The 13,599-nt window shown below is 52.8% G+C and carries 12 protein-coding genes and 1 tRNA gene; 10 read left to right on the forward strand and 3 right to left on the reverse strand.

Annotated features, from left to right (window positions below):
- The first annotated feature begins 14 nt into the window (after positions 1 to 14).
- Positions 15 to 980 carry a DMT family transporter gene (locus tag NA330_RS04780; protein ID WP_000813052.1) on the forward strand — a complete coding sequence of 322 codons (966 nt, stop codon included), beginning with the start codon at positions 15 to 17 and terminating at the stop codon, positions 978 to 980.
- A gap of 15 nt (positions 981 to 995) precedes the next feature.
- Entirely contained in the window at positions 996 to 2,168 is a 1,173-nt protein-coding gene (gene cgtA / locus NA330_RS04785; protein ID WP_000673556.1) for an Obg family GTPase CgtA, read from the forward strand.
- A gap of 130 nt (positions 2,169 to 2,298) precedes the next feature.
- On the opposite strand, the gene dacB is transcribed toward cgtA, so the two are convergent.
- Positions 2,299 to 3,732, reverse strand: a complete 1,434-nt coding sequence (dacB, locus tag NA330_RS04790) for a serine-type D-Ala-D-Ala carboxypeptidase (protein ID WP_023241658.1) — start codon at positions 3,730 to 3,732, stop codon at positions 2,299 to 2,301.
- Between the two features lie 247 nt (positions 3,733 to 3,979).
- On the opposite strand from dacB, the gene greA reads away from it, so the two are divergent.
- Positions 3,980 to 4,456 (forward strand): transcription elongation factor GreA, encoded by a 477-nt coding sequence (gene greA, locus NA330_RS04795; protein ID WP_001148008.1) that lies wholly within the window; start codon positions 3,980 to 3,982, stop codon positions 4,454 to 4,456.
- A 155-nt stretch (positions 4,457 to 4,611) separates the two neighbouring features.
- Here greA and yhbY read toward each other — a convergent pair whose 3' ends face one another.
- Entirely contained in the window at positions 4,612 to 4,905 is a 294-nt protein-coding gene (yhbY, locus tag NA330_RS04800; RefSeq protein ID WP_001592995.1) for a ribosome assembly RNA-binding protein YhbY, read from the reverse strand.
- Between the two features lie 126 nt (positions 4,906 to 5,031).
- On the opposite strand from yhbY, the gene rlmE reads away from it, so the two are divergent.
- The 7 genes from rlmE (at position 5,032) to NA330_RS04835 (ending at position 12,025) form a co-directional block, all read left to right on the forward strand.
- Positions 5,032 to 5,658, forward strand: coding sequence for a 23S rRNA (uridine(2552)-2'-O)-methyltransferase RlmE (gene rlmE, locus NA330_RS04805; protein ID WP_000145974.1), 627 nt, complete (start codon positions 5,032 to 5,034; stop codon positions 5,656 to 5,658).
- 103 nt (positions 5,659 to 5,761) lie between these two features.
- The gene (gene ftsH, locus NA330_RS04810; RefSeq protein ID WP_001107481.1) at positions 5,762 to 7,696 is read left to right on the forward strand and encodes an ATP-dependent zinc metalloprotease FtsH; all 1,935 of its coding nucleotides are present in this window, start codon (positions 5,762 to 5,764) and stop codon (positions 7,694 to 7,696) included.
- 104 nt (positions 7,697 to 7,800) lie between these two features.
- On the forward strand, positions 7,801 to 8,649 hold the full coding sequence (gene folP / locus NA330_RS04815) for a dihydropteroate synthase (RefSeq protein ID WP_000764711.1): 849 nt from the start codon (positions 7,801 to 7,803) through the stop codon (positions 8,647 to 8,649).
- Positions 8,642 to 9,979, forward strand: coding sequence for a phosphoglucosamine mutase (gene glmM / locus NA330_RS04820; protein ID WP_000071169.1), 1,338 nt, complete (start codon positions 8,642 to 8,644; stop codon positions 9,977 to 9,979). Before folP ends, glmM begins: the two co-directional genes overlap by 8 nt.
- Positions 9,980 to 10,193: 214 nt before the next feature.
- Positions 10,194 to 10,526: a preprotein translocase subunit SecG gene (secG, locus tag NA330_RS04825; protein ID WP_000272680.1), complete on the forward strand. Its 333-nt coding sequence runs from the start codon at positions 10,194 to 10,196 to the stop codon at positions 10,524 to 10,526.
- Between the two features lie 13 nt (positions 10,527 to 10,539).
- Positions 10,540 to 10,626: transfer RNA gene (locus tag NA330_RS04830), tRNA-Leu, on the forward strand.
- A gap of 334 nt (positions 10,627 to 10,960) precedes the next feature.
- Positions 10,961 to 12,025: a YwqG family protein gene (locus NA330_RS04835; protein WP_023241657.1), complete on the forward strand. Its 1,065-nt coding sequence runs from the start codon at positions 10,961 to 10,963 to the stop codon at positions 12,023 to 12,025.
- An 85-nt stretch (positions 12,026 to 12,110) separates the two neighbouring features.
- Here the strand turns inward: NA330_RS04835 and argG are convergent, their stop codons facing one another.
- Positions 12,111 to 13,454: an argininosuccinate synthase gene (gene argG, locus NA330_RS04840; protein ID WP_000207654.1), complete on the reverse strand. Its 1,344-nt coding sequence runs from the start codon at positions 13,452 to 13,454 to the stop codon at positions 12,111 to 12,113.
- Positions 13,455 to 13,599 lie beyond the last annotated feature (145 nt).

Raw genomic sequence — 13,599 nt, forward strand, 5'->3', positions numbered from 1 at the left:
GCAGGGAACACGGCATGAAGCAGCAGGCAGGCATTGGCATTCTTTTAGCGCTCACTACCGCGATGTGCTGGGGAGCGTTGCCAATAGCAATGAAGCAAGTGCTGGAGGTGATGGAGCCTTCAACCATTGTCTTCTACCGCTTCTTAATGGCCAGTATTGGCCTCGGGGCGATACTGGCAGTAAAAAGAAAGCTGCCGCCGCTGCGTATTTTTCGTAAGCCGCGCTGGTTGGTGTTATTGGCGATAGCGACCTGCGGACTGTTCGGTAATTTCATTTTGTTCAGTTCTTCCCTGCAATATTTAAGCCCAACCGCGTCGCAGGTTATCGGCCAGCTCTCGCCGGTTGGCATGATGGTCGCCAGCGTCTTTATTCTGAAAGAAAAGATGCGCGGTACGCAGGTGATTGGCGCGCTGATGTTATTGAGCGGGCTGGTGATGTTTTTTAACACCAGTCTGATCGAGATTTTTACCCGACTGACCGACTACACCTGGGGCGTTATTTTTGGCGTAGGCGCGGCGATGGTGTGGGTGAGCTATGGCGTGGCGCAAAAAGTATTATTGCGACGTCTGGCCTCGCAGCAGATCCTGTTTTTACTGTACACTTTATGTACGATAGCGCTCTTGCCGCTGGCAAAACCGATGGTGATAGCGCAACTGAGCGACTGGCAGCTCGCCTGTTTGATTTTCTGCGGGCTAAATACGCTGGTAGGATATGGCGCCCTGGCGGAAGCGATGGCGCGTTGGCAGGCGGCGCAGGTGAGCGCGATAATCACGCTTACACCGCTATTTACCCTGCTGTTTTCAGATCTTTTATCTATGGCCTGGCCCGATTTCTTCGCCAGACCGATGTTAAACCTTTTAGGTTATCTCGGTGCGTTTGTCGTGGTTGCGGGCGCGATGTATTCCGCCATTGGTCATCGTATTTGGGGCGGTTTACGCAAGCATGAAACGGTGGTTTCGCAACCCCGCTCAGGCGAATGATTTACGGAGAATAAAATGAAGTTTGTTGATGAAGCATCGATTCTGGTCGTTGCAGGCGATGGCGGTAATGGCTGTGTGAGCTTCCGCCGCGAAAAATATATCCCGAAAGGCGGCCCGGACGGCGGTGATGGCGGCGACGGTGGCGACGTCTGGATGGAAGCCGATGAAAACCTGAATACGCTGATCGATTACCGCTTTGAAAAATCGTTCCGCGCTGAACGTGGTCAGAATGGCGCGAGCCGCGACTGTACCGGTAAACGCGGTAAAGACGTGACCATCAAAGTGCCGGTCGGTACGCGCGTTATCGACCAGGGAACCGGTGAAACGATGGGCGACATGACCAAACACGGTCAGCGTCTGTTGGTCGCGAAGGGCGGCTGGCATGGGTTAGGCAATACCCGTTTTAAATCCTCGGTTAACCGTACGCCGCGCCAGAAAACCAATGGTACGCCGGGTGATAAGCGCGACCTGCTGCTGGAACTGATGCTGCTGGCGGATGTCGGGATGCTGGGGATGCCAAACGCCGGTAAATCAACGTTCATTCGCGCGGTATCGGCAGCAAAACCGAAAGTCGCGGACTATCCGTTTACCACGCTGGTGCCGAGCCTGGGCGTGGTACGTATGGACAGCGAAAAGAGTTTTGTGGTGGCCGACATTCCGGGGTTGATCGAAGGCGCGGCGGAAGGCGCGGGCCTGGGGATTCGCTTCCTGAAGCACCTCGAACGTTGCCGCGTACTGCTGCACCTCATTGATATCGATCCGATCGACGGTTCCGATCCGGTGGAAAACGCCCGTATCATTATTGGCGAACTGGAAAAATACAGCCAGGATCTGGCGGCTAAACCGCGCTGGTTAGTGTTCAACAAGATCGATCTGATGGATAAAACCGAAGCGGAAGAGAAAGCGAAAGCGATCGCCGAAGCGTTGGGCTGGGAAGGGAAATACTATCTGATTTCCGCTGCCAGTCAGCTAGGGGTGAAAGATCTCTGCTGGGATGTGATGACCTTTATCATCGAGAATCCGATCGCGCAGGCTGAAGAAGCAAAACAGCCGGAAAAAGTCGAGTTCATGTGGGACGATTATCATCGCCAGCAGTTGGCTGAAGTGGAAGAAGACGCAGACGATGACTGGGATGACGACTGGGATGAAGACGACGAAGAAGGCGTCGAGTTCATCTACAAACGTTAATCTCGTAGCCGGATGGCGCTTACGCTTATCCGGCCTATAAAAGCCAACGGGCCGCATTTGCGGCCCGTTTTATTATGTTCGTTGTAGGCCGGATAAGACGCGTTAGCGCCGCCATCCGGCAATAATGCACTCAGTTATTCTGATAAATATCCTTGTACAATCGACTCTCGAAGCGTACCAGCGGAATACGTCGATTACGCTGATCGGCAGGTGGAACCGCGTAGCCGGACAAATACTGTACAAATGCCATCCGTTGCCCGCTTGCGGTGGTAATAAAGCCCGCCAGATTATACACGCCCTGCAGTGACCCGGTTTTCGCTGAAACCTTACCGTCTACGCCCGCCTGATGCAGCCCGGCGCGGTATTGTAATGAACCATCATAGCCCGCCAGCGGCAGCATAGAGATAAAGTTCAGCTCGTTATCGTGTTGGGCGATATATTGCAGCACCTGCATCATCGTGGCGGGAGCGATCAGGTTATGGCGAGAAAGACCGGAACCGTCGGCAATAATGGTATTGCCGATATCAATTCCCGCCTGTTGGCGCAGGATCTGGCGAACGGCATCCGATCCCGCCCGCCAGGTGCCAGGCACGTTAAACCTGACATGACCAATCATCCGAAAAACAGTATCGGCGATCATGTTGTCTGACTTTTTCAGCATAATCTTAAGCAGATCGTGCAGTGGCGCCGACTGTTTACTGGCGACGATCGTTCCGGGCTCGTTAACCTGCGTCTGGCGCAGCAGCGTGCCGCGGTAAGTTATCCCGGCCTCTTTCAGTTCCTGCTTGAGGATCGCGCCCGCGTAGCTGGCGCCGTCCTGAATAGCAAAGGCCAGCGGCAGCGGATCGGCGCGCTGTGGTAAACAGCCGGTAAGCGTATAACGGTTCAAATCGCCAGGCACAACATCCAGCTCGCAATACTGCGCGTCTGCCGAACCGCGCGGCAGAGTCCGTATCTGGCTGAACATCGTTACCGGATAATAAGAGGCCACGCGAATAAAGGCTAAATCGTTTGGTTTTTGCGCGCTATAAAGCGACACAGAAAAACAGTTGCGGTCAACAATGGCGGCGGCGGGAGGCGCGCTGAAACACTGCGTCAGGTCGTTCCACGGCCAGCCTGGCGCTTTATCGTGGCTGGCGAAAATCGACGTGTCGATAAGCACATTACCGTCGATTTGCGTGACGCCGGACTTTTTCAGCGTCGCGACCATATTGCGAATATCCTGACGTCTTAGCGTTGGATCGCCACCGAAGCGCGCAATTAAGTCACCTTTCAGGATGCCGTTATCGACGTTGCCTTTAGTCTCCAGCGTGGTCGTAAAACGGAAATCCGGGCCGAGTTGAATCAGCGCCGCCAGCGCGGTAATCACCTTTTGGGTACTGGCGGGAAGCGCCATCTGCTGACTATGATAATCAATAGCCGGCGCGGGCGCGCCAATCTTTTGCACCATCAGCGCGAGGTTGGCGCCGGCCGGAAGCTGTTTGATGTATTCGTCAATATTCGCGGCCTGAACGCTGAACGCTATACTGGTGGTCAATCCGATGATAAATCTGGAAAATCGCATAATCTCGCGCTAACACCCTGGAAACAAGCCGTCATACTACGGCGCAACGCCCTAAAAAGTAAACGATGACCCATAGGGAACTCCAGGGTAAAATGGTTATCAAAGAGGAAATTGTAGCTGACCTGGGACTGCGCGCCCGGGTTGGTGTTTTTTTGCTTCTGACCCTGGTATGGCATATGCCGGGGCTGGCTTAGCAGCCGGGGTAGAGTTCATTGCCCCCTACAGGAATGTTCAAGAGGTATAACAAATGCAAGCTATTCCGATGACCTTACGCGGAGCCGAAAAACTGCGCGAAGAGCTGGATTTTCTGAAATCTGTGCGCCGTCCTGAAATCATCGCCGCTATCGCCGAAGCGCGCGAACATGGCGATTTAAAAGAAAACGCGGAGTATCATGCTGCACGCGAACAGCAGGGTTTCTGCGAAGGGCGCATTAAAGATATCGAAGCAAAACTGTCGAATGCGCAGGTGATTGATGTCACTAAAATGCCGAACAATGGTCGCGTGATTTTCGGCGCTACCGTCACGGTGCTGAACCTGGACACCGACGAAGAGCAGACCTACCGCATTGTTGGCGATGATGAGGCGGATTTTAAGCAAAATCTCATTTCGGTAAACTCGCCAATCGCTCGCGGTCTGATCGGCAAAGAGCAGGATGACGTCGTGGTGATCAAAACGCCTGGCGGCGATGTGGAATACGAAGTGCTTAAAGTGGAATACCTTTAAGCAGTACTCAATACGCAAATTGTTGGTGTATTGTAAAGAAAGGAAAAAGGCCGCATAGCGGCCTTTTATCAACGGAGAGAGCGTGGCATTTTGCTCTCCTGCTCGTGGAAAACCCCTCGTTTTACACAGATTTTGTGTTCGACTTTAGGATATCCTTAACGCGGCAGCGAGATTTTACGCTCTTTAGTTGGGCGATACAGCACCAGCGTTTTACCGATGACCTGTACGTTACAGGCGCCGGTTTCGCGCACGATAGCGTCCACGATCAAGGTTTTTGTTTCGCGATCTTCCGAGGCGATTTTCACCTTGATAAGTTCATGGTGCTCTAACGCTTGTTCAATCTCGGCCAGTACCCCTTCGGTCAAACCATTATTGCCAAGCATAACAACAGGCTTGAGCGGATGTGCCAGACCTTTTAGGTGCTGTTTTTGTTTAGTACTCAGATTCATCGTATATTTTTGCTTACGTTGGGATTGAAAACGGGTCATTCTACCGCCATCTCCCTTATATCGCCAAATAGGCGTGTAGAAATTTACGCCATTGGCTACGATGAACTGCCCCGACGGGAAAGTTAAATGACAGGTAAAAAGCGTTCTGCCAGCTCAAGCCGCTGGCTTCAGGAACACTTTAGCGATAAATATGTTCAACAGGCGCAGAAAAAGGGGCTACGCTCCCGTGCCTGGTTTAAACTTGATGAAATACAGCAAAGTGACAAACTTTTTAAGCCGGGAATGACGGTAGTCGATCTCGGCGCTGCGCCAGGAGGCTGGTCACAGTATGTGGTCACGCAGATTGGCGGCAAAGGCCGCATCATCGCTTGTGATCTTTTACCTATGGATCCTATCGTTGGTGTGGACTTTCTTCAGGGCGATTTTCGTGATGAACTTGTCATGAAAGCGTTACTGGAACGCGTGGGTGACAGTAAAGTACAAGTTGTCATGTCGGATATGGCACCAAACATGAGCGGAACACCGGCGGTGGATATCCCCCGCGCCATGTATCTGGTGGAGCTGGCGTTAGAGATGTGCCGCGATGTGCTGGCGCCAGGCGGAAGTTTTGTAGTGAAGGTGTTCCAGGGCGAAGGTTTCGATGAGTATCTAAGGGAAATTCGCTCCCTGTTTACGAAGGTTAAAGTTCGTAAGCCGGACTCTTCGCGTGCGCGTTCGCGTGAAGTGTACATTGTAGCGACCGGGCGAAAGTGATAACCGGCAGATTTCAGACGTAAGGTTTGAAAGAAACTGGATATAGAGTATCCTGACGCTGTTTTTAACACAGTTGTAATAAGAGGTTAATCCCTTGAGTGACATGGCGAAAAACCTAATACTCTGGCTGGTCATTGCCGTTGTGCTGATGTCAGTATTCCAGAGCTTTGGGCCCAGCGAGTCTAATGGCCGTAAGGTGGATTACTCTACCTTCCTGCAAGAGGTCAATCAGGACCAGGTTCGCGAAGCGCGTATCAACGGACGTGAGATCAACGTTACCAAGAAAGATAGTAACCGTTACACGACTTACATTCCGATTAATGATCCGAAGCTGCTTGATAACCTGCTGACTAAAAACGTCAAGGTTGTTGGCGAACCACCTGAAGAGCCAAGCCTGCTGGCTTCTATCTTCATTTCCTGGTTCCCGATGCTGTTGCTGATCGGCGTCTGGATCTTCTTCATGCGTCAGATGCAGGGCGGCGGTGGCAAAGGCGCCATGTCGTTCGGTAAGAGCAAGGCGCGTATGCTGACGGAAGATCAGATCAAAACCACGTTTGCTGACGTCGCGGGTTGTGACGAAGCGAAAGAAGAAGTGGCGGAACTGGTCGAATACCTGCGTGAACCGAGCCGTTTCCAGAAGCTGGGCGGTAAAATTCCGAAAGGCGTCCTGATGGTCGGCCCGCCGGGTACCGGTAAAACCCTGCTGGCAAAAGCCATTGCGGGTGAAGCGAAGGTGCCATTCTTTACGATTTCCGGTTCTGACTTTGTGGAAATGTTCGTCGGTGTCGGCGCGTCTCGTGTGCGTGACATGTTCGAACAGGCCAAGAAAGCGGCGCCGTGCATTATCTTCATCGATGAAATCGACGCCGTAGGTCGCCAGCGTGGCGCTGGTCTGGGCGGTGGTCACGATGAACGTGAGCAGACGTTGAACCAGATGCTGGTTGAGATGGACGGCTTCGAAGGTAACGAAGGTATCATCGTTATCGCCGCAACTAACCGTCCGGACGTCCTTGACCCGGCGTTGCTGCGTCCAGGCCGTTTTGACCGTCAGGTTGTGGTCGGTCTGCCGGACGTTCGCGGTCGTGAGCAGATTTTGAAGGTGCATATGCGTCGCGTACCGTTAGCGACGGATATTGATGCGGCGATCATTGCGCGCGGTACGCCGGGCTTCTCCGGTGCTGACCTGGCGAACCTGGTCAACGAAGCGGCGCTGTTTGCCGCACGCGGCAACAAGCGCGTTGTGTCGATGGTTGAGTTCGAGAAAGCGAAAGACAAAATCATGATGGGCGCCGAGCGTCGCTCCATGGTGATGACGGAAGCGCAGAAAGAGTCGACCGCGTATCACGAAGCGGGCCACGCGATTATCGGTCGCCTGGTGCCGGAACACGATCCGGTGCACAAAGTGACGATTATCCCGCGCGGTCGTGCGCTGGGCGTGACCTTCTTCCTGCCTGAAGGCGACGCGATCAGCGCTAGCCGTCAGAAGCTGGAAAGCCAAATCAGCACGCTGTACGGCGGCCGTCTGGCGGAAGAGATTATCTACGGCGTTGAGCATGTTTCCACCGGCGCGTCGAACGACATTAAAGTCGCGACTAACCTGGCGCGTAACATGGTCACCCAGTGGGGCTTCTCGGAGAAACTCGGTCCGTTGCTGTACGCGGAAGAAGAGGGCGAAGTGTTCCTCGGCCGTAGCGTCGCAAAAGCGAAACATATGTCTGATGAAACTGCGCGTATCATCGACCAGGAAGTGAAAGCGCTGATTGAACGTAACTACAATCGCGCTCGTCAGATCCTGACTGACAATATGGATATTCTGCACGCGATGAAAGATGCGCTGATGAAATATGAAACCATCGATGCGCCGCAGATTGATGACCTGATGGCGCGTCGTGAAGTGCGTCCGCCTGCGGGCTGGGAAGATCCAAACGGCACCAATAACTCTGACAGCAATGGTACGCCTCAGGCGCCGCGTCCGGTTGATGAACCACGCACGCCGAACCCGGGCAACACGATGTCAGAGCAGCTGGGCGACAAATAAGCGTTTGTTGTACAACATTATGTTTAGCGCTCACCGAAACCCTGGGGCTTGCCCCGGGGTTTTTCTTTTTTTAACTCACCATAAATAAAACAGGGATTTTGACCATGAAACTCTTCGCTCAGGGCGCCACGCTCGATCTCACTCATCCGCATGTTATGGGGATCCTGAACGTAACGCCGGATTCGTTCTCCGACGGCGGCGCGCATAACACGCTGATTGAGGCGGTGAAACATGCGAATTTAATGGTGAATGCCGGGGCGACAATTATTGATGTGGGGGGGGAATCAACGCGACCAGGCGCGGCAGAAGTGAGCGTGGAAGAAGAGCTGGATCGCGTTATTCCGGTACTGGAAGCAATCGCGCAACGTTTTGAAGTGTGGATTTCTGTGGATACCTCTAAACCCGAGGTGATCCGTGAAGCGGCAAGGGCGGGCGCGCATATTATCAATGATGTCCGTTCGCTCTCCGAGCCCGGCGCGTTGGAAGCGGCAGCGGAAACCGGCTTGCCGGTCAGTCTTATGCACATGCAGGGCAACCCCAAAACCATGCAGGAGGCGCCGAAATATGACGATGTCTTTGCCGAGGTGAATCGCTACTTTATTGAGCAAATAGCACGTTGTGAGAAGGCCGGCATCGCAAAAGAGAAATTGTTGCTCGACCCCGGATTCGGTTTCGGTAAAAATCTCTCTCACAATTATACCTTACTGGCGCGACTGGGTGAGTTTCATCATTTTAACCTGCCGCTGCTGGTGGGCATGTCACGTAAAACGATGGTTGGTCAGTTACTTAACGTGGGACCATCAGACCGTCTGAACGGCAGCCTTGCGTGCGCGGTAATTGCCGCGATGCAGGGCGCGCAGATCATTCGCGTCCATGACGTCAAAGAAACCGTAGAGGCGATGCGGGTGGTAGAAGCCACTCTGTCTGCAAAGGGAAACAAACGCTATGAGTAATCGTAAATATTTCGGTACCGATGGGATTCGCGGACGTGTAGGCAATGCCCCCATTACACCTGATTTCGTGCTTAAACTGGGTTGGGCTGCCGGAAAAGTGCTGGCGCGTCATGGCTCGCGTAAAATCATTATCGGTAAAGATACGCGTATTTCCGGCTATATGCTGGAGTCCGCGCTGGAGGCGGGCCTTGCCGCTGCGGGGCTGTCGGCCTCGTTTACCGGACCTATGCCAACGCCAGCCGTCGCCTATTTGACGCGGACTTTCCGCGCGGAGGCGGGTATCGTTATCTCGGCTTCGCATAACCCGTTCTATGATAACGGCATTAAATTCTTCTCTATCGATGGTACGAAACTGCCTGACGATGTGGAAGAAGCCATCGAAGCCGAAATGGAAAAAGAGATCACCTGCGTAGACTCCGCCGAGCTGGGGAAAGCGAGCCGCATCGTCGATGCCGCCGGGCGCTATATTGAGTTCTGTAAAGGCACCTTCCCGAACGAACTGAGCCTCAACGGCCTGAAAGTAGTTGTGGATTGCGCCAACGGCGCTACCTACCATATCGCGCCGAATGTGTTGCGCGAGCTGGGCGCGACCGTTATCGCCATCGGCTGTGAGCCAAACGGCGTCAACATTAACGAAGAAGTGGGCGCGACCGACGTGCGCGCGTTGCAGGCGCGCGTGTTGGCGGAGAAGGCGGACCTCGGCATCGCGCTTGACGGCGACGGCGACCGGGTCATCATGGTTGACCATGAAGGCAATAAAGTCGATGGCGATCAGATTATGTATATCATCGCGCGCGAAGGGCTGCGCCAGGGGCAACTGCGCGGCGGCGCGGTGGGGACGCTGATGAGCAATATGGGGCTGGAGCTGGCGCTCAAGCAGCTTGGCATTCCGTTTGCCCGGGCGAAAGTGGGCGACCGCTACGTGCTGGAAAAATTGCAGGAAAAAGGCTGGCGCATCGGCGCGGAAAACTCTGGTCACGTTATTCTGCTGGATAAAACGACCACTGGCGACGGTATCGTAGCGGGGCTACAAGTTCTGGCGGCGATGGTGCGTAATCATATGAGTCTGCACGATCTGTGCAGCGGTATGAAAATGTTCCCGCAGATTCTGGTTAACGTGCGTTACACCGCTGGTAGCGGCGATCCGCTGGAAAATGAAGCGGTGAAAGCGGTAACGGCGGACGTAGAAGCCACGCTCGGCAATCGTGGGCGGGTACTGCTACGTAAATCCGGTACCGAACCGCTGATTCGCGTGATGGTGGAAGGCGAGGATGAAGCGCAGGTTACGGCATTCGCCCATCGTATCGCGGATGCGGTAAAAGCCGTTTAAGTGACTAAAAAGGCGGCGGTTGCCGCCTTACTGCCCGCAAAAAACAACGCTTTTGCTGTTTTTTTCCGCAGTTGATACAATGCGCTTAAATTGCCCTTGCGAAGGTCATTCGCTTTGGTTAGTATTCACACCCGCTTCAGTGGGAAACAGTAAAAATCCCGCTTTATTGGTAGAAGCATTGGTACGCGGCAACTCCGCAAGGAACAGGTTGATTATGTACGAAGCTCTTTTAGTTGTTTTCCTTATTGTGGCAATTGGCCTTGTAGGTCTGATCATGCTGCAGCAAGGTAAAGGCGCTGATATGGGAGCCTCCTTCGGAGCAGGCGCTTCCGCTACGCTATTTGGTTCAAGTGGTTCTGGTAACTTCATGACCCGAATGACGGCGGTATTGGCGACGCTGTTCTTCATCATCAGTCTGGTGTTGGGTAATATCAATAGCAACAAAACCAATAAAGGAAGCGAGTGGGAAAATCTGAGCGCGCCGGCGAAGACCGAGCAGACTCAACCTGCTGCACCGGCCCAGCCGACCAGCGATATCCCGCGCTAATAGCAGTATCCGTGCCGAGGTGGTGGAATTGGTAGACACGCTACCTTGAGGTGGTAGTGCCCAATAGGGCTTACGGGTTCAAGTCCCGTCCTCGGTACCAATATTCCAGAAAAGAGACGCTGAAAAGCGTCTTTTTTTCGTCTGTTGAAACTGCTCTCAGAGAGGAGGTTGAAGCAAGTTTACACGCGTCCCTGGCATGGCCCCGTCAATACGTTGAGATAGCCCTCCATACATACTCATGTATGTCCTCTCTGGTGATCTCCCTGCGTCAGGTTAACTCCACCGATTACGAGATCATCTTCGTTCATTGAAGACGGTAGTTGTTCAGCTATAGTCTGAAATGCTTGTATCTGTTATCCCCCTCCATATCTTTTTCTCAAGTAGTTTTATCTAATCTTCCTTTGCACTGAGCCGAATATCTAAGGAAGAGATTAATGAGTTTATTTTTCGATCGTGCTGGATTGATTGCCGAATTGCGCACATCCAATTTGAGCTCTGCTATTCAGGAGAAAGTCGTGCAACAGGCACGTGCTGCTATTGCATTTAAACGTTGTCTGCGGGATATGGAAATAGTAAAGGTGGGGGCATCGCGGTTGGGCAGTCTACCCGACTGGCCATTAGGACAAAACTGGCCTATACGAAAAAAATCGGTTAATGCCACATCTCGCGTGCTAAAGCTAAAAGCTGAAAAAACGCGAAATGCCATGTTTGTTCATGAAATGAAAATGAGTTATGAGCTGCTCAATGAAGGGCGTAAGCTGCTTGGGCAGCCAGCGGAAGATTTTGATGAGGAGAAGTATCGGTCAGTGCAGCAACGGTTATTAACCGAAACTGACATCCGCATAGAGAATCAGTTGGTTGATTTTCCGCTTGCTTTCGTTGCCCAACTAAATTTGAGTGACCTGGCGTTACTCCCGGGGTTTGATCCACTGCTTCCCAGGCGGGGGTTATTGAGCTTCTTTGTCGATGTTACCTGGGAAGATCGGCAGCCCTTTGTTTTCTGGCACGATGTTGAGGTAGATACATTAAGCACGCTAGCTGTGCCAGATGACTTACTGGCTTTTTACAATAAGATTGAATTTCGTGAACCATGGCAATTGTGTACACAGGTTGAGTGCCTGGAACCTCTTTCCGTTATCAGTGTTCCGTCAGTCTGCGAGGGGTTAAGCGTTACGCAGCAGAAAGCGTATGAATCATGGTATGACGCGTTAAGTGATTACGAACAGGATAACCCGTATCGAGTTGATGCCTGCTATTCCGGCGATCTTCTGGGAGGGTGGACAATTCCTCTCCAACGTAGTGTGGAAGATGAACTGAATCAAAATGATACAAGATGGCGACAGCTTTTTAGCTGGGATGAAGAAATTCATTCTACAACAGCATTACTGGCTGTCGCTGGGCCGGATTTTGGCGGGGGCGTTGACTATATAATGATGACTGAAAAAGACATGGCTGCACAATGCTTTGACAGGGTGCGAAATGTTGTCCAGTTTGATTAACCGGCAAATCAGCCATTTGCATCAACCTGGGGTGATGTTCATAAAAAAGGCCGCTTTCGCGGCCTGTTGCGTCAACGACGCGGGCTTATTTGCCTTTGTTTTCCAGATTCTCAACCTGCGGCAGACCGGTCGCGGAAGAGGCGGTTAACAGACCCGCTTTCGCGTAGCCGAACAGTTTCTCGCGGGTATCGGTAATGTCCAGATTACGCATGGTCAACTGGCCAATACGATCGTCCGGTGAGAATACGGACTCGCCTTTCTCCATGGTCAGACGCTCAGCCTTATAGGTCAGGTTGTCAGACACCGTGTTCAGGATGGAGTAGTCGTTGCCGCGACGCAACTCGAGTGTGACCTCACCGGTAATCTGGCTGGCGACCCAACGTTGCAGGCCGTCACGCAGCATCAGCGCCTGAGAGTCGAACCAGCGACCCTGATACAGCAGTTTACCCAACTGACGACCATGAGAATGATATTGCTCAATGGTGTCTTCGTTGTGAATACCGGTCAGCAGACGCTCGTAAGCGATGTGCAGCAGCGCCATCCCAGGGGCTTCGTAGATGCCGCGGCTTTTCGCTTCAATGATACGGTTTTCAATTTGGTCGCTCATGCCCAGGCCGTGACGGCCGCCGATGCGGTTCGCTTCCAGCATCATCTCAACATCATCGCTGAAGGTTTTACCGTTCAGGGCAACAGGGTGACCCTGCTCGAAGCGGACGGTCACAACTTCTGCCGGGATCTTCACGCTCTCGTCCCAGAACTTCACGCCCATAATCGGGTTGACGATCTTGACGCTGGAGTTAAGAAACTCCAGATCTTTCGCTTCATGCGTGGCGCCGAGCATGTTGGAGTCGGTGGAGTAGGCTTTTTCGACGGACATTTTGTAGTCGAAGCCGCAGGCGATCATAAATTCAGACATCTCATGACGGCCGCCCAGCTCGTCGATAAAGTCGGTATCGAGCCATGGTTTGTAAATCTGTAGCTCGGCGTTGGTCAGCAGGCCATAACGATAGAAACGTTCAATATCGTTGCCTTTATAGGTGCTGCCGTCGCCCCAGATATTTACGCCGTCTTCTTTCATCGCGGCGACCAGCATCGTGCCGGTGACGGCACGGCCCAGCGGGGTGGTGTTGAAATAGGTCAGGCCGCCGGTTGTGTTGTGGAAAGCGCCGCACTGAATCGCTGCGATCCCTTCTGCAACCAACTGCTTGCGGCAATCAATCAGGCGAGCATTCTCTGCGCCATACTCCATTGCGCGACGAGGAATGGCGTCATAGTCATCCTCATCCGGTTGTCCCAGATTCGCAGTATAGGCATATGGGACAGCTCCTTTTTGTCGCATCCACAGCAGCGCGGCGCTGGTGTCCAGACCGCCGGAAAAAGCGATACCAATACGTTGACCTGCTGGAAGATGCTTAAGAATCGTCGTCATAGAATAGAACCCTGCTTGATTGACTGATAATGAGATCGGTTTCTGCTTTAGTGCATTTTTATGCAAAATAAATGAGTTTTCATTTAATCATCTTTTAGCAGAGACAGGAAGCGTTTAGTGAAGGTTTACTGAAATAACGTTGTGA

The sequence above is a fragment of the Salmonella sp. NW722 genome (assembly GCF_051702785.1).
Taxonomy (GTDB): Bacteria; Pseudomonadota; Gammaproteobacteria; order Enterobacterales; family Enterobacteriaceae; genus Salmonella; species Salmonella enterica.

Coding starts and splice junctions, on each gene's coding strand:
- ftsH (WP_001107481.1), top strand. CDS start 5,762: ATGGCGAAAAACCTAATACTCTGGCTGGTCATTGCCGTTGTGCTGATG.
- folP (WP_000764711.1), top strand. CDS start 7,801: ATGAAACTCTTCGCTCAGGGCGCCACGCTCGATCTCACTCATCCGCAT.
- rlmE (WP_000145974.1), top strand. CDS start 5,032: ATGACAGGTAAAAAGCGTTCTGCCAGCTCAAGCCGCTGGCTTCAGGAA.
- yhbY (WP_001592995.1), bottom strand. CDS start 4,905: ATGAATCTGAGTACTAAACAAAAACAGCACCTAAAAGGTCTGGCACAT.
- cgtA (WP_000673556.1), top strand. CDS start 996: ATGAAGTTTGTTGATGAAGCATCGATTCTGGTCGTTGCAGGCGATGGC.
- secG (WP_000272680.1), top strand. CDS start 10,194: ATGTACGAAGCTCTTTTAGTTGTTTTCCTTATTGTGGCAATTGGCCTT.
- greA (WP_001148008.1), top strand. CDS start 3,980: ATGCAAGCTATTCCGATGACCTTACGCGGAGCCGAAAAACTGCGCGAA.
- argG (WP_000207654.1), bottom strand. CDS start 13,454: ATGACGACGATTCTTAAGCATCTTCCAGCAGGTCAACGTATTGGTATC.
- NA330_RS04780 (WP_000813052.1), top strand. CDS start 15: ATGAAGCAGCAGGCAGGCATTGGCATTCTTTTAGCGCTCACTACCGCG.
- dacB (WP_023241658.1), bottom strand. CDS start 3,732: ATGCGATTTTCCAGATTTATCATCGGATTGACCACCAGTATAGCGTTC.
- NA330_RS04835 (WP_023241657.1), top strand. CDS start 10,961: ATGAGTTTATTTTTCGATCGTGCTGGATTGATTGCCGAATTGCGCACA.
- glmM (WP_000071169.1), top strand. CDS start 8,642: ATGAGTAATCGTAAATATTTCGGTACCGATGGGATTCGCGGACGTGTA.